Here is a 19,662-nt window from a genome sequence, read left to right as displayed (position 1 = left end):
TCCGTCTCCAGCGGCGCCTCGCAGGTCGCCGACGGCGCCGCGTCCGCGGCGTCCGGTGCGGCCTCGCTCAGCTCGGGCGCGACGAGCGTGAGCGACGGCGCCTCGACGCTCGCGGCGGGGCTCCCCACCCTCGCCTCCGGCCTCACGCAGCTGCGCGACGGGCTCGACGACGGGGTCGCGCAGATCCCCGACTCGGATGCGGACCTGCGCGAGCAGCAGGCGAGCACCATCTCCGACCCGGTCGCGATCTCGACCGACGCCCTGACCTCGGCCGGCGACTACGGCGCGGGTCTCGCGCCCTTCTTCGCGGCGCTGGCCGGCTGGATCGGCATCTACGCCCTGTTCCTCATCGTGAAGCCGATCTCGAAGCGGGCGATCACGGCGCTGCACTCGCCGATCCGCATCACCCTGGCGGGCTGGCTGACCCCCGCGCTGCTGGGCGGGCTGCAGATGGCGGCGCTGTTCGGCATCCTGGCCATCGCCCTCGGGTTCAGCGTCGCGAACCCGCTCGCGACCCTGGGGATCATGGTGCTGGCCTCGTTCACCTATGCCGCGATCATCCTCGCCCTGAACGTCTGGCTCGGATCGGTCGGACAGTTCCTCGGGCTCGTGCTCATGGTGCTGCAGCTGGTGACCGCGGGCGGGACGTTCCCCTGGCAGACCCTGCCGGCACCGCTCGTGGGCCTGCACCAGGTGCTGCCGATGGGCTACGTCGTCGACGCGATGCGCCAGCTCATGTACGGCGGCGACCTGGCGCGCGTCGCCGGCGACGTCGCGGTGCTCGGGGCGTGGATGCTGGGCGCCCTCGTGGTCGCCGCGATCGGCGTGACACGCATGACGCACCGGCGCACGCTCCGGGACCTGGCCCCCAGCCTGATCGGGTAGCCGGTCGCGCCGGCCACGAGAGCGCACCCGTCGCCGAGACCACAGGCCGGGTCACGCCGTCCGGGCGAGCAGGTGCGCTCTCGCGATGAGACGCGGGGTTCAGACCGCGGCGCGGAGGGTATCGACCAGGGGCGTCGTGGGACGCCCGATGAGGGTCGACAGCGTGTGGTCGTCGGAATCCAGCTGCCCCGCCGCGGTCCCGGCGTCCATCGCCGCGACGAACCCCGCCGTCCCGACGTCGAGTCCGGCCGCCTCCAGCAGCGCGATGTGCTCCTGCGTCGTCACCGCGTGGTGCACGACATCGCGGCCCAGAACCTCGGCGGCGGCGGCGGCGAGCTCGTCCTGGCTCCAGGCGACGTCGCCCGCGAGCTCGTACACCCTGCCGGCCTGGTCGTCGCCGAGCAGCACGAGCGCCGCGGCGTCCGCGTAGTCGGCGCGGGCGGCGCTCGCGATGCGGCCCTCGCCCGCGCTGGAGACGATCTGGCCGGTCTGCGCCGCCAGCGTCACCGCGCCGATCTGGTTCTCGTTGTACCAGTTGTTGCGCAGCAGCACGGCCGGCAGGCCCGACGCGGCGATCAGCCGCTCGGTCTCCACGTGCTCGGGCGCCACCGCATGCGTGCTCTCGGCGGCGCGGAACAGGCTCGTGTACGCCAGCAGCTCGACGCCGGCCGCGACCGCGGCATCGATGACCGCCCGGTGCTGCGCGGCGCGGCGGCCGACCTCCGAGCTGGAGACCAGCGCGACGCGGTCGACGCCCTCCAGCGCCGCGGCGACGGTTTCGGGCCGGTCGTAGTCGAGCTCCACGACGCGCACGCCGAGGTCCGCGGCTCTGGCCGGTGTGCGCGCGCCCGCGACGACGTCGGATGCGGCGGCCCCGCGGGCGAGCAGGCGCTCGACGATGAGCCGGCCGAGGTGGCCGCTGGCTCCGGTGACGAGGATGGTCATGTCGGTTCCTTTCGAGAGGTGGACCTCGGGTGCAGCGAGCGATCCGCGCCATGCATTCCCCCCGGGGGGTACCCACTTTGCCGTAGGGTACTGTCATGTCGGTGAGTTATGCGCAGATCCTGGAGACGCAGCCGGGAACGTTCTCGCACGCCTGCCCGACCCGCACCGTGCTCGACCACGTCATGAGCCGCTGGGGGGTGCTCGTGCTCGCAGCCCTGTCGGACGGGACGCTGCGCTGGGGCGAGCTGCGGCGCACCGTGGACGGCATCAGCGAGAAGATGCTCGGCAGCACGCTGCGCACGCTCACCGGGGACGGCCTGGTCGAGCGGGAGTCGTTCCCCACGGTGCCGCCGCACGTCGAGTACCGGCTGACGCCGCTCGGCCGGGACCTCATGGCACGGATGCTGCCGCTGCTGTCGTGGATCGCGGAACACGCCGACGCCATCGTCGACGACGAGGGCTGAGCGCGGCGCCGATCGGAGCCGCGCGGCCGGACCCCGTCCAGGGCCCGTCCAGCACCTGTCCAGACTCGGCACCTAGGGTCGACGGGTCCGCCTGCGCCTGCCCGAAGGCGCCGGGCGGATGCCCCGGGCTGCGGACCCCCCGCCGCTGCGCATCGCGCGAGCCCGCGGGCGTCCAACCCGCGTCGCGCCCTGGGGGTGCGCAGGTCCCGCCCGGTCGATCACCGGCCCGGACGCGCGGGGAAGTCCGAACATTGGAGCCCCGTGCGCCCACGCACGTCATCTTTCGCTGCCCACACGTCCGCCGCGCACCCCGCGCCCTCCCCCCGCCTGCTCGCCACCGGCCTCGCATTCCTCGCCGCCGTCGCCGTCCTCATCGGCCTTCCGGCCAGCGCGCAGGCCCAGACCGACCCCGGCTCGGTGACCCCCCGCACCGTCGACGCCGATGCGGCCGCCGCCGTGGCGACCGCGACCGCCGCATCCACGTCCGCCAGCGGGAAGGTCGACACCACCCAGCTCAGCATCCAGATCGCCCAGCTCGACGACACCGAGGACATGAACGAGATCGCCGTGTCGGCCCTCACCGCGCAGCTGGAGGCGACGACCGCGAGCACGACCGATGCGGTCGCCGCCTACGACGCGGCCCAGGCCGCGGCCGAAGCCGCGGCGGCGGCGCTCGCGGCGGCGAACACTCCCGCCGCCGCCCAGGCGACCGCCCGCCAGATGGCCGCCGACGACTACGGCTGGGGCGACAGCCAGTTCCAGTGCCTGCTGTCGCTGTGGAACCGCGAGTCCAGCTGGAATTTCGAGGCCTACAACAGCAGCGGCGCCTACGGCATCCCGCAGGCCCTGCCGGGCTCGAAGATGGCCTCGGCCGGCTCGGACTGGAGGACCAACGCCGTCACCCAGATCGCCTGGGGCCTGGCCTACATCGACGGCAGCTACGGCTCGCCGTGCAGCGCGTGGGCGCACTCCGAGTCCTACAACTGGTACTGACCCTTCGGCATCCGCGCCCCCTCATCTCGCGCCCTCTTGCGACACGATGGCTACAGTTCCTGGGGATGGCACCACGAATTTCAGGCGCCGAACCCAGGAACTGCAGCCATCACGGGGGAGACGGCCGCGAAGGGCGAGCGGATGCCGCGCCTCAGCGCTCCGCATCCGGCGACGTGCCCGAGGACGCCTGGGCGAGCTCGTCGACGTGCAGCGTGCTGCGGTCGATCGTGCCGTTGCGGTAGGCCTGGCGTCCCACCATGTGCGCCGACAGCGGCGCGGTCGCCAGCTGGATGAGCACCACCGGCATGAGGAACGCCACGACCGGCCACGACCGCATGGACAGCGCGATCGCGAGGCAGATCAGCACGAATCCGAGCACCTGGGGCTTGGTCGCCGCGTGCAGACGCGTCGGCACGTCGCGGAACCGCACCAGACCGATCGCCGCCGTCAGGCACAGGATCGCGCCGACGAGGATCAGCACGAGCGAGGCCGTGTCCAGAGCGCTCTCCCAGCTCATCGTCCCTCCCTGTCCCGGCGCGCGACGAAGCGCGCGATCGAGATCGACCCGAACACGCCGACCGCCGCGACGACCAGCAGCACCGGCAGCGTGCGGGTGTGGTGGTCGATCGCCATCTCGGCCCCGAGCACGCACATCACCTCGGTCAGCAGCACGTCGCTGGCCACCGCACGGTCCAGGATCGACGGGCCGACGACGATGCGCCAGACCGTGATGAGGGCGGCGACGCCGAACACCGCGTAGACGATCACCAGCAGGACGCTCATCGCAGCACCTCCCGCATCCGTCGCACCTGCGCACGCGATCCGACGGCATTGACGATCCGCCGCTCCCACCGCAGCACGCTCGCGCGCTGCGTCTCGACGTCGGCATCCGACCGCACGCCGATCACGTGCAGGTACAGGATGTGGCGACCCCGGTCGACGTCGACGATCAACGACCCCGGGATCAGCGAGCACGTGACCGCGGTGTGGGCCAGGATGACGTCGTCGTCCACGATCAGGGGCACCGCGATCACCGCCGCCCCCGGCTGGCGACGCAGGTCGATCACCTGCCACGCCACCGTGAGCGAGCCGCGCACGAGCGCGCCGAGGAAGGTCACCACGAACACCAGGCCGTACCAGAGGTTCACCCGTCCGGACAGCTCCACCGGCGGCAGCCGGAACACGCGCGTGACCACGACCGCGGCGATCACGCCGGTGAGCAGCGCCAGCACCGTGAACTGCTGCCACAGCAGCATCCACAGGGCGATCAGCCACAGGAAGAACGGGAGCTGCCGCCACAGCTGCAGCAGGGCGCCGCGCCGCGGGCTCATGATCCGGCCTCGCTCTCGAGCTGCACGAGCGTGACCGCCGAGTCGAGGTCGGTGCCGATGCGCGCGCACAGATCGTAGAGCGGCCCCGCGAACACGGTGAGGGCCACCGTGACGGCGACCATGCCGGCGGTCGCCGCGGTCATCACCCGCGGGATGCGCCGCTGCGCGGTCTGGACGCCGGCCGCCGGCGCCTCGCCGAGGTACGAGATGCGCGCCTCCACCTCCGGCTCCTCCGACGCGTCGTCGCTCTCGCGCCAGAAGCCGAGGTTCCACGCGCGCATCAGCGCGTACAGGGTGAGCAGCGAGGTGACGACGCCCCCGACGATCAGCACGATCATCAGCGGCGTCCCCACCTGTGCCGCCGCGTCGAACAGCGCGAACTTGCCGATGAAGCCCGAGAACGGCGGCAGGCCGCCGAGGTTGACCGCGGGGATGAAGTAGAGCACCGCGATCAGCGGCGCCGCCGTCATGAGCCCGCGCAGCTTGAGGATCGAGGTCGTTCCGGCGCGCCGCTCCACGAGCCCGATCGCGAGGAACAGGGTCGTCTGCACCACGATGTGGTGGACCATGTAGTAGATCGTGGCGCCGATGGCCGCCGGCGTCGCGATCGCGATGCCGAAGATCATGTAGCCGATGTGGCTGACGAGCGTGAACGACAGGATGCGTTTGAGCTCGGCCTGCGCGACGGCGCCCAGCACGCCCACGACCATGGTCGCCAGCGCCGCCGCCATGAGCAGCAGGTTGACCTGGCTGTCGGGGAACAGCTGCGTCTCGGTGCGGATGATCGCGTACACGCCGACCTTGGTCAGCAGGCCCGCGAACACCGCCGTGACCGGCGCCGGCGCCGTCGGATACGAGTCGGGCAGCCAGAACGACAGCGGGAACACCGCGGCCTTGATGCTGAAGGCCAGCAGCAGCATCAGGTGCAGCACGAGCTGCACGTTCTGCGGCAGCTCGCCCATCCGGTCCGCGATCTGCGCCATGTTCACGGTGCCGAGCGCACCGTAGATCATCGCGATCGCGGCGAGGAACAGGATCGACGACACGAGCGAGACGACGATGTAGACCACGCCCGAGCGGATGCGGGCCTCGGTTCCGCCCAGCGTGATCAGCACGTACGAGGCCACCAGCAGGATCTCGAACCCGACGTAGAGGTTGAACAGGTCGCCCGCGATGAAGGCGCCTACGATCCCGGCGGACAGGATCAGGTAGGAGGGATGGAAGATCGAGACCGGCGTGTCGTCGTCGCCGTCGGCGGCGCCCTGCCCGACCGAGAACAGCAGCACCGCGAGCAGCACGACGCTCGAGATGACGACCAGCAGCGCCGCCAGCCGGTCGACGTACAGCACGATGCCGAAGGGGATCGGCCAGCCTCCCACCGCGACCGCGATCGGCTCACCGAGGTCGACCGCGACCAGCAGCACGGCCGCGATCGCGAGCACCGCGGTCAGCGTCACGATCGAGACGCCGACCTGGATGCGGCGATGCCGGCCGAACACGAGCGCCGTGCCGGCGCCGAGCAGCGGCAGCGTCACGAGAAGCGGGACGAGGAAGCTCACCGGTCACCCCTCCCCCGAGCATGTCCCAGTTCGGCGCGCTCTGAAGCCTGCTGAGCGCGCCGAACTGGGACATGACCCGCGCCGAAGTGGGACACGTTCATCGCGCACCCCCGGCCGTGTCGGTCGGGGCGTCGTCGCGCAGCGCGGGCACGTCACGGCTGTCGAGCACCGTGATCGGCGAGGTGTCGACGTCCACGAAGTCGGTCGTCGCGTCGGTGTCCTCGACCTCCTCGTCCATCGACTCGTCGGTCTCGGCGCCGCGCTCGCGGATGGCGATGTCCTCCTCGTCGTCTTCGACCGTGTCGGCCTGACCGAGCTGCCACGAGCGGTAGATGAGGGCGAGCAGGAACGCCGAGACCGCGAACGTGATGACGATGGCGGTGAGCATGAGCGCCTGCGGCAGCGGGTCGGAGAACTCGTCCGGATCGCCCGACCCGAAGAACGGCGCCGTGCCGGGGAAGCCCATGACGATCAGCAGCAGCAGGTTGGCGGCGTTGCCGAGCAGCAGGAAGCCGATGAGCACACGGGTCAGGCTGCGCTCGAGCATCGCGTACACGCCGCACGCGAACAGCACCGCCATCACGACGATCAGCACACCGGAGACGCTCACAGGGCCGCCTCCTGCTCTCGCAGCTCGGAGATCTGCCGGTCGACCTCGGCGCCCAGGCTCCGCAGCACGTCGAGCACGAGCCCGATGACCACCAGGTACACGCCGATGTCGAAGACGGTGGAGCTCACGAGCTCGATGTGGCCGAGCACCGGCACGTCCGCCTCGAACACGGCGCTGGTCAGCGGCGCCTGGCCCCAGAGCAGCGGCACGATCGCGCAGCCCACCGCGAGCGCCATGCCGATGCCCAGCAGGCGTCCGGCGTCGGCGGGGGCCGCGGCCCCGAGCTCGTAGCGACCGCCCGCGACGTAGCGCATGACCAGAGCCATCCCGGCGATCAGCCCGCCGGCGAAGCCGCCCCCGGGCAGGTTGTGACCGGCGAACAGCACGTACAGCGACACGACGATGATCGAGTGGAACAGCACGCGCACGACGATCTCCAGCAGGATCGACCGGTTCTCCGGGCGCACCCGCGTCCCGCCCACGAGCCAGGCGCGGCGCCCGGTGACGCCCGCGCGCTGCGGCTGCAGCCCGTCGACGGTCTCCAGCAGGGGGCGGCGCGACGGCATCCGCGCCAGCGGCGCGGTGAAGTCGGACAGCGTGTCGGCGCGGTGTGTCACGAACACGAGCGAGGCGACACCGGTCGCGGCGAGGATCAGCACCGACAGCTCGCCCATGGTGTCCCAGCCGCGGAGGTCGACGAGGGCCACGTTCACGACATTGCGGCCGTGCCCGAGCTCGTAGGCGAGAGCGGGGAACGCGTCCGAGATCGGCTCGGCCACCCGGGCGCCGGTCGCGACGATCGCGACGAGGGCCATGGTCAGCCCGACCCCGGCCCCGAGGATCGCGCGGGCGAGCGGTGCGACGGAGTCGTTGTGCTCGCCCAGGCGCGACGGGATGCGGCGCAGCACCAGCGCGAAGGCGACGAGCGTGACGGTCTCGACGAGGATCTGCGTGAGCGCGAGGTCGGGTGCCCCGCTGGTGGCGAACAGCACGACCATCCCGAGGCCGGTCACCGACACCAGCACCACGCCGGTGTACCGCTTCTGCGCGCGCACCGCGATGAGTCCGGCGATGACCATGATCGGCGCCACGGCGAGCTGCGCCGGGGACTGCCAGGCGTCCAGCTGCGCCCGCCACTGGTCGTCCGCCATCAGCGCCGTCGCCTCGGCGGCCACGAACACGATGAAGATCGTGCCGACGTACACCGGCAGCGACCCGCGCTGGGTGAGCGTCGTCGTGGCGACGGAGAGGCGGGCGACGCCGCGCAGCGCGAGGTTGTAGAGGCTCGCCGCGGTGAACGGCAGGATGCGACGCCGCGCCGCCCAGCCCACCCGCAGCGCGAGCCAGAACACCAGCGCGCCCACTGCGACCCCGCCGAGCGAGATCAGGAGCGCGGGCTCGAAGCCGTGCCACAGCGCGAGGTGCGAGGCGTGCTCGCCCGCCGGCGCCGTGTCGGCGTATCCCGCGAACACGGCGTCGAGCCACGGCGCCGCCAGGCCGCTGACCAGCGTGAGACCGGCCAGCAGGACCGGCGCGACGACGAATCCGAGCGGCGGCCGGGGCCACACGATCGCCGGCATCCGCACGCCGGCCGCGTCATGCTTGGTCCAGAACGCGCCCCACACGAATCGGATGCCGTAAGCGGCCGTCAGCGCCGATCCCAGCGCCACGCCGACCACGGCCACGACCGCCCACACCGATCCGTCCTCGAGCAGGGCGGCGAGCGCGGTCTCCTTCGCGACGAACCCGATCGTGGGGATCACGCCCGCCATCGAGCACACCGCGATGATCGAGAACACGGCCAGCACGGGCGCCTGCCGGCCGACCCCGGACAGCTCGGTGATGTCGCGCGTCGACAGCTGCCGGTCGATGATGCCGACCACGAGGAACAGCGCCGACTTGAACAGCGCGTGGCTCAGCAGCAGGCCGAGGCCGGCGAGCGCGGCGTCCCGGGTGCCGAAGCCGAGCACGATCGTGAGCAGGCCGAGCTGGCTGACCGTGCCGAAGGCCAGGAGGCGCTTGAGATCGAACTCGCGCAGGGCCTGGACGCCGCCGAGCAGCATCGTGAGCACGCCCAGGCTGATCACGATCGGGCGCCAGGGGGCGGCGACCGCGTACACCGGGGCGAAGCGGGCGATGAGGTAGATGCCGGCCTTGACCATCGCGGCGGCGTGCAGGTAGGCGCTGACCGGGGTGGGGGCGGCCATGGCGCCGGGCAGCCAGAAGTGGAACGGGAAGATCGCGGACTTGCTCAGCGCCCCCACCAGCAGCAGCACGAGGGCGGCGTCCACGACCGGGCCGCTGGGCGCGGCGGCGAGGATCGCCGACAGGCTCGTGGTGCCGGCGACGGCGACCAGCAGCACGACGCCGATCAGCATGACGAGGCCCCCGAGGGTCGTCACCAGCAGCGCCTGCAGCGCCGCCCGCCGGCTCGCGCCGCGCGCGTGGTAGAAGCCGATCAGCAGGTAGGACAGGACGCTGGTGATCTCCCAGAACATGACCAGCATGACGATGTCGTCGGTGACGACCAGGCCGTACATCGCCCCCGCGAAGGCGAGCAGCACCGCGGCGAACTGCCCGATGCCGGCCTTCGAGGTGGCGAAGTACCAGCGGCAGTAGAGCATCACCAGGGCGCCGACGCCGGTGACGACGAGGGCGAGCAGCCAGCTCAGGGTGTCCAGTCGCATCGAGATCTGGATGCCGAGGCCGGGGATCCATTCATAAGCCTCGAACGGGATGCCGCCGGCCAGCACGGTCGGCGTCTGCCACGCCGTGTACGCGAAGGCGGCGGCGGGCAGGAGCGCCGCGACGGAGAAGGCGCGGGCGCCGATGCGCCCGACCAGCCACGGCACGACCAGCGGCACGAGGGCGAACGCGCCGAGGAGGACCAGCATGCGGCCTCCTCGGGGTCGTCGGCCGGCGCAGTGCCGGGCTCAGGCGATCGGGGTGTCGCTCCCCATTCTATGCGGCGCCTGAGACCGCCCGCCGCCCCCATGCCCTCGCCCCCGGCGTCGGCTCCACCCCGGGCGTCGCAGAATCCACGCGACGTCGCAGAATTCTCGGCGGATCCTGCGACATCGGCGTGATCCTGCGACCGAGGGCACAGTCAGCCGGCGGGGGGACCCGTCGTGTCGCCGCGCCGGAACGTCGAGGTCAGCCGGATGGTGGGCGCCTGGGCGCCGGCGAGCATCGCGGTGATCGCGGCGCCCGCGGCGCGTCCCTTCTCGGCCGCCGGCTGGACCATCGTGGTCAGCACGCGCGGGGCGATGCCGTCGGCGGCGATGCCGTCGAAGCCGGTCACCGACAGGTCCTCGGGGACTCGCAGCCCGGCGTCCACCACCGCGCGCAGCACACCGATGGCCAGCAGGTCGCTCTGCGCCATGATCGCGGTCGGGCGCGGGTGCGTGGCGAGGATCGCACGGCCCGCGGCGTACCCCTCGTCCACGAGGCTGCCCATCGTCGCATAGGCCCGCGCGGCGGGGAACACGTCGTGCATGCCGGCGAGCCGGTCGCGGGTGACGTCGACGGAGATCGCCGCCGGATCCCTCAGCCAGCCGGCGTGACGGCGGGGACCCGCGGGGAGGGTCACCGCGACGACCTCGCGGTGACCCAGATCGCGCAGATGACCGGCGATGAAGGCCTGGCCCTCACGGTTGTCGAGGCGCACCTGGGGCACGCCGTCGCCGGCGTCCCCCTCGATGACCACGACCGGCAGCCCTCGAGCCCGCACCACGTCGAGCGAGTCGCGCATGCCCACGCTGCAGCCGATGAGCACGACCGCGTCGACCGGCGCCGCGTTGAGGCTCGGCTCCGCGCCGTCGTCGTCGCGCAGCAGGAGCAGGCCCGCGCCGACGTCGGCGACCGCATCCGCGAGACCGTCCATCATCACGGTCGTGACGGGGTCGAGGAACGCCGTGCCCAGCCGGTCGCGGAAGACCACGCCCACGATGCCCGAGCGCCCCCGGCGCAGCGACGCCGCGCGGGGATCGGGGCCCGTGTAGCCCAGGGCTGCCGCCGCCGCCAGCACCCGCTCGCGGGTCGGCGCGGACACCGGCGTCTTGCCGCTGAACACGACCGACGCGGTGGATGCCGCCACGCCCGCCTCCCGGGCGACGTCGGCGATCGTGGCTCTGCGCGCACTCATGCTCCGATGGTAGCCGCGACGCGCGTCGAATCGATTCGGTAGAGTGTCTGCGTGGATTCGACTCTCCCTCGCCGTCGCTACGTCGCGTGGCGCACCGCCATCTTCGCGATCTTCATGGCGAGCGGCTTGAGCATCGCGACATGGACGTCACGCGTGCCCGCCATCAAGCTGGCGCTCGGCGTCGACAACACCGGCGTCGGCATCCTCCTCCTGATCGGCGGCATCGCCTCGATCGTCGGGCTGTCGGTGAGCTCGATCGTGCTCGCCCGCATCGGGGCGCGGCGGGGGATGCTCGTCACGATGCTGCTGTTCGCGGTGGGCCTGGTGACGATCGGCATCGGCACGGATGTCGCGGCATCCGTGCCGATCGTGCTCGCGGGCCTGGTGATGTGGGGGTTCGGCAACGGCTGCCTCGACGTGATGATGAACGTCGAGGGCGCCGCGATCGAGGCGCAGTCGAGCCGCACGATCCTGCCCCTGTTCCATGCGTTCTTCAGCTTCGGCACCGTGCTCGGAGCAGGCCTGGGCGTCGTGCTGATCGCGCTGGGCATGAACGTGCTCGCGCACGCCGGAATCGTGGCGGTCGTCATCGCGGTCACGGCCGTGGCGGCGGTCGCGAACGTCCCGGCGCGTGCCGCGACGCTGGACGAGGACGCCGGAGCGTCCGGCTGGCGGGAGCGGGTCGCGGTCGCCCTGTCGGCGTGGCGCGAACCGCGCACCTACGCCCTCGGCGTCGTGATGCTGGGCATGTCGTTCGCCGAGGGGGGCGCGAACGACTGGCTCGCGCTGGGCGTGGTCGAAGGCCACGGCGCCCCGCAGGAGATGGGCGCGCTGGGGCTGACCATCTTCTCGGTGAGCATGACCGTCGTGCGCATCTTCGGCGGCGCGCTCGTGGACCGCTTCGGGCGCGTGGCGGTGCTGCGAGTGCTCGCGGTGACCGCCGTGGCCGGGCTGCTGCTGTTCATCCTCGCGCCGACCACGCCGCTCGTGTTCGTGGGCGCGGCGCTGTGGGGCATCGGCGCCTCGCTCGGCTTCCCGCTCGGCATGTCGGCGGCGGGCGACGACCCCGCACGCGCCGCCGCACGCGTGAGCGCGGCGGCGACGATCGGTTACATCGCGTTCCTCGCAGGGCCTCCGGCACTGGGCCTGATCAGCGAGTACATCGGGCTGCTCAACACGCTGTACGTCATCGTGGCGCTGATCGCGGCATCCGGCTTCTTCTCCGGGGCGGCGAAGCCGCTGGCAGGCTCCCAGGTCGGCCTCGGCCACCGCTGACGGGCCCGTGCGCCGCCTCGTCTGATGTCGGAGCCCTCCCTTAACGTGGCGGCGTGGACCCTACAGTTCAGCGTGTCACCACGCGCGTGCTCGACCTGGCTTTCGAGCGAAGCGGCGATCCGTCGGGCTGGCCGGTCATCCTTCTTCACGGCTTCCCGTACGACCCTCGCAGCTTCGACGGGGTCGTAGCGAAACTGGCAGGGCTCGGCGCCGACGTCATCGTGCCGTACCTCCGCGGCTACGGTCCCACGCGCTTCCCGTCGGCGGGCACCATGCGTTCAGGACAGCAGGCCGCGCTGGCGTCGGACCTGCATGAGCTGATCGGCGCCCTCGGCCTCGAGCCCCCGGTGCTCTCGGGCTTCGACTGGGGCGGTCGCGCCGCCTGCGTGGCGGCCATGGCCTGGCCTGATGAGGTGGCGGGCCTCGTCACGGTCAGCGGCTACAACGTGCACGACGTCGACACGATGGCGACGACCCCGGCCGAACCGGCGTCCGAGGCGAGGGATTGGTACCAGTGGTACTTCCAGAACGAGCGCGGTCGCGCAGGACTCGCTCGCTACCGTCGTGAACTCGCCCGACAGCTGTGGCAGGAGTGGTCCCCGCACTGGAGCTTCGACGATTCGACCTTCATGGCAACGGCTGAGTCGTTCGGCAATCCAGATTTCGTGGACGTGGTCATCCACTCGTACCGAGTCCGATACGGGCTGACCCCCGGAGACCGCGCGTACGACGAGTTGGAGGCGCTCGTCGCGACTCAGCCCCCGATCACCGTGCCGACGATCGTCATCGACCCGACCGACGATCCGCTTGCGCCGCCGCTGTCCCGCCGAGAGCACGAAGTGCACTTCACCCGGCTGATCGATCACCGAAGGTCCGCCGTGGGACACAACACCCCGTGCGAAGACCCCGACATCGTGGCGGACTCGATTCTCTCGCTGCGCCCCTTTGCCGCCGATCGATCCTGAGCACACCCCGGTGACACCGATCTGTCCTGCGCACACCCCGGTAACATCGGCGCAGTGAGACTCGTCATCGCCCGCTGCTCCGTCGACTACACCGGACGCCTCAACGCGCACCTGCCGCTGGCGACGCGGCTGCTCGTGCACAAGGGCGACGGCAGCCTGCTGGTCCACTCCGACGGCGGCTCGTACAAGCCCCTCAACTGGATGAGCCCGCCCTGCGGCCTCGTCGTCGAGGCGCCGGACGAGGATGCCGCCGCCGCCGGCGTCGTCGAGCAGTGGCGTGTGACCCATGCCAAGTCCGGCGATGCGCTGCTCGTGCGCGTCTACGAGATCCTGCACGACTCCTCGCACGAGCTCGGCATCGACCCCGGGCTGCAGAAGGACGGCGTCGAGGCGGACCTGCAGCGGCTGCTCGCCGAGCAGGTCGAGCTGATCGCCGAGGGCGTGAGTCTGGTGCGCCGGGAGTTCCCGACGGCGATCGGACCGGTCGATCTGCTGCTGCGCGATCCTGCCGGCGGCACCATCGCGGTCGAGATCAAGCGTCGCGGCGACATCGACGGCGTCGAGCAGCTCACGCGATACCTCGAGCTGCTCGGACGCGACCCGCACCTCGCGCCGGTGCGCGGGGTCTTCGCCGCGCAGGAGATCAAGCCGCAGGCGAAGATCCTGGCCGCCGACCGCGGCATCCGCTGCGTGACCCTCGACTACGACGCCATGAAGGGCGTCGCCTCCGGCGTCCCCACCCTGTTCTGACCCGTCCGCCTCCGCCCCCCGACCCCCGCGCGTTCGTCCCCGTGGAGATGTCCGTCGAGACTGCCGCCGGGTGCATTTCGACGGAGATGAAGCGGGCTAGCGTGGACGGGTGACCCTGCGCTCGCCCTTCTCCTGCGTGCTGTGGGATGTCGACGGCACCCTCGTCGACGCCTCCGACGGCATCCTGCGCCGCCTCTCGGTGACCCTCACCCGCTTCGGCCTGCCCGCCCCGACCCGCGCCGAGCTCGTGCACTGGATCGGGCCGCCGCTGTACGAGTCGTTCCGGCATCACGCCGGCATGACCGCCGAGCGTGCCGCGGAGGCCGTGTCCTCCTACCGCGAGCTCGGACGCGCCGACGGCTACACGACGGACGTGAAGCTGTACCCGGGCGTCGCGCAGCTGGTCGCCGACCTCGACGCCGCCGGCGTGCCGCAGGGCACCGCCAGCTCGAAGCCCGAGGTGCAGGTGCAGGCCCTCATGGACTTCTTCGGCCTCGCCCCGCACCTGCGGGCGATCACCGGCGCCACCTCGGACGAGAAGACGCTGGCGAAGAAGGCCGACATCGTGGCCGAGGCGCTGCGGCGCATGGCGGCCGCCGGCGCCGACGTGTCCCGCCCCGTGCTCGTCGGCGACCGCCACCACGACGTGGAAGGCGGCGCCGCCAACGACGTCCCGGTGATCTTCGTGCGGTGGGGGTTCAGCTGGCCCTATGAGGCCGACGGCGCCCAGGCCGCGGTCGACGACGTCGCCCGGCTGCGCGCGCTCCTTCTCGTCGACGATCACGCCCCGGCGTGAGCACGGGGCTCCCGAGGCATGACGAAGGGGCCGGGATGCGGCATCCCGGCCCCTTCGTGCGCGTTCGTCAGAGCGCGCGGATGTTCGCCGCCTGCAGGCCCTTGGGGCCCTGCTCCACGTCGAACTCGACGCGCTGGTTCTCCTCGAGCGAGCGGTAGCCGCTGCCCGAGATCGCGCTGAAGTGAGCGAAGACGTCGGCGCCGCCCTCATCGGGAGCGATGAAGCCGAAACCCTTCTCCGAGTTGAACCACTTGACCGTACCTGTCGTGCTCATGCAATGCCGTTCTTCTACTGCCGGCACCCACTGCACCGGTGTGACCTCCCACCGTAGCCCGGTCCGGGCCGGCGCACGACACCAGTGACACAAACGTTGCATCCGCGAGCGATGCCGTTAACCATTCGACGCCCGGGCCGAGCGAGCGCTCATCAGGCCCGGGCGTCGACGGATCCCCCCGGATACGTCGCGCACTGCGCGACAGCGATCACTCTAACGTCATGGTGACCGGCGGCGGGAGCCTCACTCGGCGAACTCATAAGCGGCGGTCTCCCGAACGGCCGCCTCAGACGCGAGAAGGCCCCCTCCGTCGCTGGGGGGAGCGGGAGGGGGCCGGAGATGCAAGCCCCGGTTGGGGGAACTAGGGGCTGCGTCGGTATCAAGGTTACGCCGCCGCCCCGGCGAGAAGGACCTCTCTCGTCCGACCCATACCGAACACTCAGCATCCCCGCCGCCCCGCCGCGGACCTCCGCCCCCGGGCTCCGAGCGCGCCACTCCGCGAGACCGCATCTGCGCGCCGAGACGGTGGGGTGACACCACGGCCTCGGCGGCCAGATGCGGTCTCGTGAGGATGGATGACGACACAGGGCGACACGGAAGGAAACGAGACTCGACCTCCGGCGCCTCCTCGATGACCATGAGGACGCCGACTCCCTCGGCACCGTCCACGCAGCATCCGGAGGAGAGCTCCATGTCCGACCAGAATGTCCCCGTCAAGCCGCCCCGTCGCCGGGGCCCGATCATCGCGGCGATCATCGCCGCTGTCGTCGTCGTCGCAGTCGTGGTGACCATCGTCATCGTCAGCGTCGCGAACAGCAACGGCACCGCCGCCAAGGGCAGCGCCGGAAACCCGGTCAAGATCGGTGTCGTCGGCGCCAGCGACCCCTACTGGGACACCTACAAGCAGGCAGCCGCCGACGCCGGCATCTCGATCGAGCTCGTCGACTTCACCGACTACGCACAGGTCAATCCGGCATTGACCTCCGGCGATCTCGACCTCAACCAGTTCCAGCACATCATCTATCTGGCGCAGTACAACACGAGCGCCGGCGAGGATCTGGTGCCGATCGGCTCGACCGCGATCTACCCCCTCGGCCTGTACTCGAAGAAGTACGACAGCGTCGACGCGATCCCGGACGGCTCGACCGTGGCGATCCCGAACGACGCCTCGAACCTCGCCCGCGGTCTGCTCGTGCTCCAGTCGGCCGGACTGGTCGAGCTGAAGGACGGCGGCAGCCCGTTCTCGACGATCGACGATGTGCTCGACACCTCGCGCGTGAACGTCACGACGCTGGACGCGAACCTCACGCCCACGTCGCTCGACGACGTCGCGGCCGCCATCATCAACAACGACTACGTCGAGGATGCCGGTCTGACCGCCGACGACGCGATCGCGCAGGACGACCCGAGCGACCCCAGTGCGACGCCGTACATCAACATCTTCGCGGCACGCAGCGAAGACGCCGACAACGCGCTCTACCTGCAGCTGGTGCAGATCTTCCAGGACACGCAGGCCGTGACCGACGGCCTGATCGAGACCTCGGGCGGCACCGGCGTGCTGGTGAAGACCTCGGCCGCCGACCTGCAGGCCTCTCTGGAAGAGGTGGAAGCAGAGATCACCGGCTGAGGCCGGTCGTACCATCGTCGCCCAGCGGGGGCCGTCTCGCCATCGGTCGCAGACGGCCCCCGCGCGATCACGATCGGAGCATCCATGACCCTCATCCGTCTCACGGACGTGCGCAAGGTCTATCCGCCCCGCGTGCGTGGCGGCGCCCCCGCGGCCGCGATCGACGGCGTCGATCTCGAGATCGCGGCGGGAGAGATCTTCGGCATCATCGGGTACTCCGGCGCCGGCAAGTCGACCCTGGTGCGTCTGATCAACCTGCTCGAACGGCCCACCTCGGGGCATGTCGAGATCGACGGCGTCGACCTGACCGAGCTGTCCGAACGCCGGCTGCGCCGCATCCGGTCCGGCATCGGGATGATCTTCCAGCAGTTCAACCTGTTCTCGGCCAAGACCGTCTACGGCAACATCGCCTTCCCGCTGGAGGTGTCGGGCTACCCGCGCGAGAGGCGGCACGACCGCATCGTGGAGCTGCTCGAGTTCGTCGGGCTCACCTCCCACGCGCACGCCTACCCGGAGCAGCTCTCCGGCGGCCAGAAGCAGCGGGTGGGCATCGCCCGCGCCCTCGCCACCGATCCCCGCATCCTGCTCGCGGACGAGGCGACCAGCGCGCTCGACCCGGAGACCACGGCCGACGTGCTGCGGCTGCTGCGGCGCGTGAACACCGAGCTCGGAATCACGGTGGTGGTGATCACGCACGAGATGGAGGTCGTCCGCCTCATCGCCGACCGGATCGCGGTGATGGAGGCGGGCCGCATCGTCGAGCTCGGCAGCTCGTTCGAGGTCTTCGCCCATCCGCGGACCGAGGTCGCGCGCCGGTTCGTCTCGACGGTCGTGTCCGAGGCACCGGATGCCGCGGCCGCCGCCGCGCTGCGCGCGCGTCACGGCGCCCGGCTCGTCTCCCTCGCCTTCGCCGACGACGACACGACCCAGGCCGACCTGTTCGCCGCGCTCGGGCGCGTCGGCGTGGGATTCGAGGTCGTGCACGGCGGGATCGACGAGGTGGGCGGTCGCGCGTTCGGCACGCTCACGCTCGCCCTGACCGGGCCCGACGAGGACATCGACGCGGTGCTGGCCGCGGTGGATCCCGCGCACATCACGGAGGTGGACTGATGGATCGGCTGATCGAGCTCCTGCCGCGCCTGATCACCGCGGCGTGGGAGACCGTCTACATGGTCGGCATCGCCATGATCGTCGGCGGCCTCCTGGGCCTGATCCTCGGTCTCGGCCTCTACCTGACCCGAGCGGGCAGCATCCTGCAGAACCGTGTCGTGTTCACGGTCCTCAACCTGATCGTCAACTTCTTCCGGCCGATCCCGTTCATCATCCTGCTGGCGGCGGTGCAGCCGCTCGGCAGGCTGATCGTCGGCACCGGCATCGGCAACAGCATGGCGATCTTCGGCCTCGTCGTCGGCTCCATGTTCGCCATCGGCCGCATCGTGGAGCAGAACCTGCTGACGGTGCAGCCGGGCGTGATCGAGGCCGCGCGTTCCGTCGGGGCCTCGCCGCTGCGCATCATCACGACGGTGCTCATCCCGGAGGCGCTCGGGCCGCTCATCCTCGGGTACACGTTCATCTTCATCGCCGTCACCGACATGTCCGCGGTCGCGGGCCTCATCGGCGGCGGCGGGCTCGGCAACTTCGCGATCCAATACGGCTACCGGCTCTTCGACTGGACCACGACCTGGGCCGCCGTGCTGCTGATCATCGTCCTCGTGCAGTTCACCCAGCTCGTCGGCAACGCGCTCGCGCGGCGGGTGCTGCGGCGCTGACCTCTCCGCGAGACCGCATCTGCGCGCCGAGACGGTGGGGTGACACCACGGCCTCGGCGGCCAGATGCGGTCTCGCGGGGGAGGGGGCGGGAACGACGAAGGCCCCGGGATGACCCGGGGCCTTCGTCCGCTGTGCGCGAGGGGGGAGTTGAACCCCCACGCCCTTTCGGGCACTGGCACCTGAAGCCAGCGCGTCTGCCTATTCCGCCACTCGCGCGAGCCGCGGCATCCGGGGATCCCGCGGAACTCAACTTCCCGAGGATATCACGCCACCGACCCGGCCCCGCGCGCCGATCACAACGCATTCGCGGCGTATTCAGGGAGGACAACTACGATGGGGACACCCGTTCTGCCTGCCTGAGGAGTCGCGTGGGGCTACTAGACAGCTTCGAGAGAGGTCTGGAGCGTGCCGTCAACGGCGCGTTCGCCAAGACCTTCCGTAGCGGGATCCAACCCGTCGAGATCGCTTCCGCCCTGCGCAGCGAGCTCGACACCAATGCTGCCGTCGTCTCGCGCGACCGCATCCTGGTGCCCAACATCCTGACCGTGTTCCTGTCCGCCGCCGACCTGGCCCGCATGCAGTCGCTCGGCACGCAGCTCACGAGCGAGCTCGACGCCCTCGTGCAGAAGCACGCCCGCAGTCAGCGGTACTCGTTCCCCGGTCCCCTGTCGATCCGCTTCGCCGGCGACGAGAAGCTGTCGACCGGCCAGCTGCGTGTGCAGTCGCAGAGCTCGGGCGGCGGCCGGGTGTCGTGGCAGGGCGTCGTCGAGATCGCCGGCAAGCGACACCCGCTGCACGCCGCTCGCACGGTGATCGGCCGCGGCAGCGATGCCGACATCACCATCCCGGACGCCGGCACCAGCCGCAAGCACGTCGAGATCCTGTGGGACGGCGAGCGCGCGATGGTGCGCGACCTCGGCTCCACCAACGGCACGAAGCTCAACGGCCAGAAGGTGTCCCAGGCGCCGCTGCCGCCCGACGCGACGGTGACGATCGGCCGCACCGACATCGTCTTCCGCATCGTCGCGCAGGCGGCGGCCGACGACACGACGCGCGCGTTCACCGTGCGGGACGCCGAGCGCTGGGGGGACGGGCTGTCATGAGCGAGCTGACACTCCTGCTGCTGCAGATCGGGTTCCTGCTGCTGCTCTGGTTCTTCGTGTTCGCCGTCGTGTACGCGCTGCGCGCCGACGTGTTCGGGGTGCGCGCCCGCAAGCTTCCCGACGCCGCCGCCGCGCCGGCGCCCGCACCGGGCCCCGCGGCGTCCCCCGCCG

General features: G+C 71.2%; 20 protein-coding genes, 1 tRNA gene and 1 pseudogene. 12 read left to right on the top strand and 10 right to left on the bottom strand.

Annotation, left to right across the window (positions count from 1 at the left end; translation table 11 throughout):
- On the top strand, nucleotides 1-885 hold an 885-nt coding region (locus QM626_RS04750; RefSeq protein WP_415074511.1), incomplete at its 5' end, for a YhgE/Pip family protein.
- 99 nt (nucleotides 886-984) lie between these two features.
- On the opposite strand, the gene QM626_RS04745 is transcribed toward QM626_RS04750, so the two are convergent.
- Nucleotides 985-1,830, bottom strand: coding sequence for an SDR family oxidoreductase (locus tag QM626_RS04745; RefSeq protein WP_415074509.1), 846 nt, complete (start codon nucleotides 1,828-1,830; stop codon nucleotides 985-987).
- A 95-nt stretch (nucleotides 1,831-1,925) separates the two neighbouring features.
- Here QM626_RS04745 and QM626_RS04740 point away from each other — a divergent pair, with 95 nt between their 5' ends.
- Complete coding sequence (locus QM626_RS04740; RefSeq protein WP_415074507.1) at nucleotides 1,926-2,294, top strand: winged helix-turn-helix transcriptional regulator; 369 nt, start codon at nucleotides 1,926-1,928, stop codon at nucleotides 2,292-2,294.
- Between the two features lie 261 nt (nucleotides 2,295-2,555).
- Nucleotides 2,556-3,287, top strand: a complete 732-nt coding sequence (locus QM626_RS04735; protein WP_415074505.1) for a phospholipase — start codon at nucleotides 2,556-2,558, stop codon at nucleotides 3,285-3,287.
- A gap of 151 nt (nucleotides 3,288-3,438) precedes the next feature.
- On the opposite strand, the gene mnhG is transcribed toward QM626_RS04735, so the two are convergent.
- From mnhG to QM626_RS04700, 7 genes are all read right to left on the bottom strand, one after another.
- Entirely contained in the window at nucleotides 3,439-3,804 is a 366-nt protein-coding gene (gene mnhG / locus QM626_RS04730) for a monovalent cation/H(+) antiporter subunit G (protein ID WP_415074503.1), read from the bottom strand.
- On the bottom strand, nucleotides 3,801-4,070 hold the full coding sequence (locus QM626_RS04725; protein WP_415074501.1) for a monovalent cation/H+ antiporter complex subunit F: 270 nt from the start codon (nucleotides 4,068-4,070) through the stop codon (nucleotides 3,801-3,803). The genes mnhG and QM626_RS04725 overlap by 4 nt, the downstream gene beginning before the upstream one ends.
- Nucleotides 4,067-4,618, bottom strand: a complete 552-nt coding sequence (locus tag QM626_RS04720) for a Na+/H+ antiporter subunit E (RefSeq protein WP_415074499.1) — start codon at nucleotides 4,616-4,618, stop codon at nucleotides 4,067-4,069. The genes QM626_RS04725 and QM626_RS04720 overlap by 4 nt, the downstream gene beginning before the upstream one ends.
- A complete protein-coding gene (locus tag QM626_RS04715) occupies nucleotides 4,615-6,177 on the bottom strand; it encodes a Na+/H+ antiporter subunit D (protein WP_415074497.1) in 1,563 nt (520 codons plus the stop codon). The genes QM626_RS04720 and QM626_RS04715 overlap by 4 nt, the downstream gene beginning before the upstream one ends.
- A gap of 97 nt (nucleotides 6,178-6,274) precedes the next feature.
- A complete protein-coding gene (locus QM626_RS04710; protein WP_415074495.1) occupies nucleotides 6,275-6,787 on the bottom strand; it encodes a Na(+)/H(+) antiporter subunit C in 513 nt (170 codons plus the stop codon).
- The gene (locus QM626_RS04705; RefSeq protein WP_415074493.1) at nucleotides 6,784-9,681 is read right to left on the bottom strand and encodes a Na+/H+ antiporter subunit A; all 2,898 of its coding nucleotides are present in this window, start codon (nucleotides 9,679-9,681) and stop codon (nucleotides 6,784-6,786) included. The genes QM626_RS04710 and QM626_RS04705 overlap by 4 nt, the downstream gene beginning before the upstream one ends.
- Before the next feature lie 212 nt (nucleotides 9,682-9,893).
- The gene (locus QM626_RS04700; RefSeq protein WP_415074491.1) at nucleotides 9,894-10,931 is read right to left on the bottom strand and encodes a LacI family DNA-binding transcriptional regulator; all 1,038 of its coding nucleotides are present in this window, start codon (nucleotides 10,929-10,931) and stop codon (nucleotides 9,894-9,896) included.
- A 51-nt stretch (nucleotides 10,932-10,982) separates the two neighbouring features.
- Between QM626_RS04700 and QM626_RS04695 the strand changes: the two genes are divergently transcribed.
- The 4 genes from QM626_RS04695 (at nucleotide 10,983) to QM626_RS04680 (ending at nucleotide 14,717) form a co-directional block, all read left to right on the top strand.
- Nucleotides 10,983-12,206, top strand: a complete 1,224-nt coding sequence (locus tag QM626_RS04695; RefSeq protein ID WP_415074489.1) for an MFS transporter — start codon at nucleotides 10,983-10,985, stop codon at nucleotides 12,204-12,206.
- An 86-nt stretch (nucleotides 12,207-12,292) separates the two neighbouring features.
- The gene (locus tag QM626_RS04690; RefSeq protein WP_415074487.1) at nucleotides 12,293-13,171 is read left to right on the top strand and encodes an alpha/beta fold hydrolase; all 879 of its coding nucleotides are present in this window, start codon (nucleotides 12,293-12,295) and stop codon (nucleotides 13,169-13,171) included.
- Nucleotides 13,172-13,225: 54 nt separating this feature from the next.
- The gene (nucS, locus tag QM626_RS04685; RefSeq protein ID WP_415074485.1) at nucleotides 13,226-13,921 is read left to right on the top strand and encodes an endonuclease NucS; all 696 of its coding nucleotides are present in this window, start codon (nucleotides 13,226-13,228) and stop codon (nucleotides 13,919-13,921) included.
- Between the two features lie 109 nt (nucleotides 13,922-14,030).
- A complete protein-coding gene (locus QM626_RS04680) occupies nucleotides 14,031-14,717 on the top strand; it encodes an HAD hydrolase-like protein (RefSeq protein WP_415074483.1) in 687 nt (228 codons plus the stop codon).
- Nucleotides 14,718-14,784: 67 nt separating this feature from the next.
- Here the strand turns inward: QM626_RS04680 and QM626_RS04675 are convergent, their stop codons facing one another.
- A complete protein-coding gene (locus QM626_RS04675; RefSeq protein ID WP_415074481.1) occupies nucleotides 14,785-14,991 on the bottom strand; it encodes a cold-shock protein in 207 nt (68 codons plus the stop codon).
- Between the two features lie 691 nt (nucleotides 14,992-15,682).
- Here QM626_RS04675 and QM626_RS04670 point away from each other — a divergent pair.
- From QM626_RS04670 to QM626_RS04660, 3 genes are all read left to right on the top strand, one after another.
- A complete protein-coding gene (locus QM626_RS04670; RefSeq protein WP_415074479.1) occupies nucleotides 15,683-16,618 on the top strand; it encodes a MetQ/NlpA family ABC transporter substrate-binding protein in 936 nt (311 codons plus the stop codon).
- A gap of 84 nt (nucleotides 16,619-16,702) precedes the next feature.
- Entirely contained in the window at nucleotides 16,703-17,728 is a 1,026-nt protein-coding gene (locus tag QM626_RS04665; RefSeq protein WP_415074477.1) for a methionine ABC transporter ATP-binding protein, read from the top strand.
- Complete coding sequence (locus tag QM626_RS04660; protein WP_415074475.1) at nucleotides 17,728-18,387, top strand: methionine ABC transporter permease; 660 nt, start codon at nucleotides 17,728-17,730, stop codon at nucleotides 18,385-18,387. Before QM626_RS04665 ends, QM626_RS04660 begins: the two co-directional genes overlap by 1 nt.
- 133 nt (nucleotides 18,388-18,520) lie before the next feature.
- Here QM626_RS04660 and QM626_RS04655 read toward each other — a convergent pair.
- Nucleotides 18,521-18,604: transfer RNA gene (locus QM626_RS04655), tRNA-Leu, on the bottom strand.
- Between the two features lie 152 nt (nucleotides 18,605-18,756).
- On the opposite strand from QM626_RS04655, the gene QM626_RS04650 reads away from it, so the two are divergent.
- Both QM626_RS04650 and QM626_RS04645 read left to right on the top strand, forming a co-directional pair.
- Nucleotides 18,757-19,491, top strand: coding sequence for an FhaA domain-containing protein (locus QM626_RS04650; RefSeq protein WP_415074473.1), 735 nt, complete (start codon nucleotides 18,757-18,759; stop codon nucleotides 19,489-19,491).
- Nucleotides 19,488-19,662 (top strand): annotated as a pseudogene (locus tag QM626_RS04645) (FHA domain-containing protein); the annotation flags it as partial. The gene QM626_RS04650 and the pseudogene QM626_RS04645, both read left to right, overlap by 4 nt.

Source organism: Microbacterium sp. (assembly GCF_047606385.1).
In the GTDB taxonomy this organism is placed as follows: Bacteria; Actinomycetota; Actinomycetes; order Actinomycetales; family Microbacteriaceae; genus Microbacterium.
The sequence above is the reverse complement of the archived record's forward strand: the minus strand, read 5'-3'. Positions and strand labels throughout refer to the sequence as shown.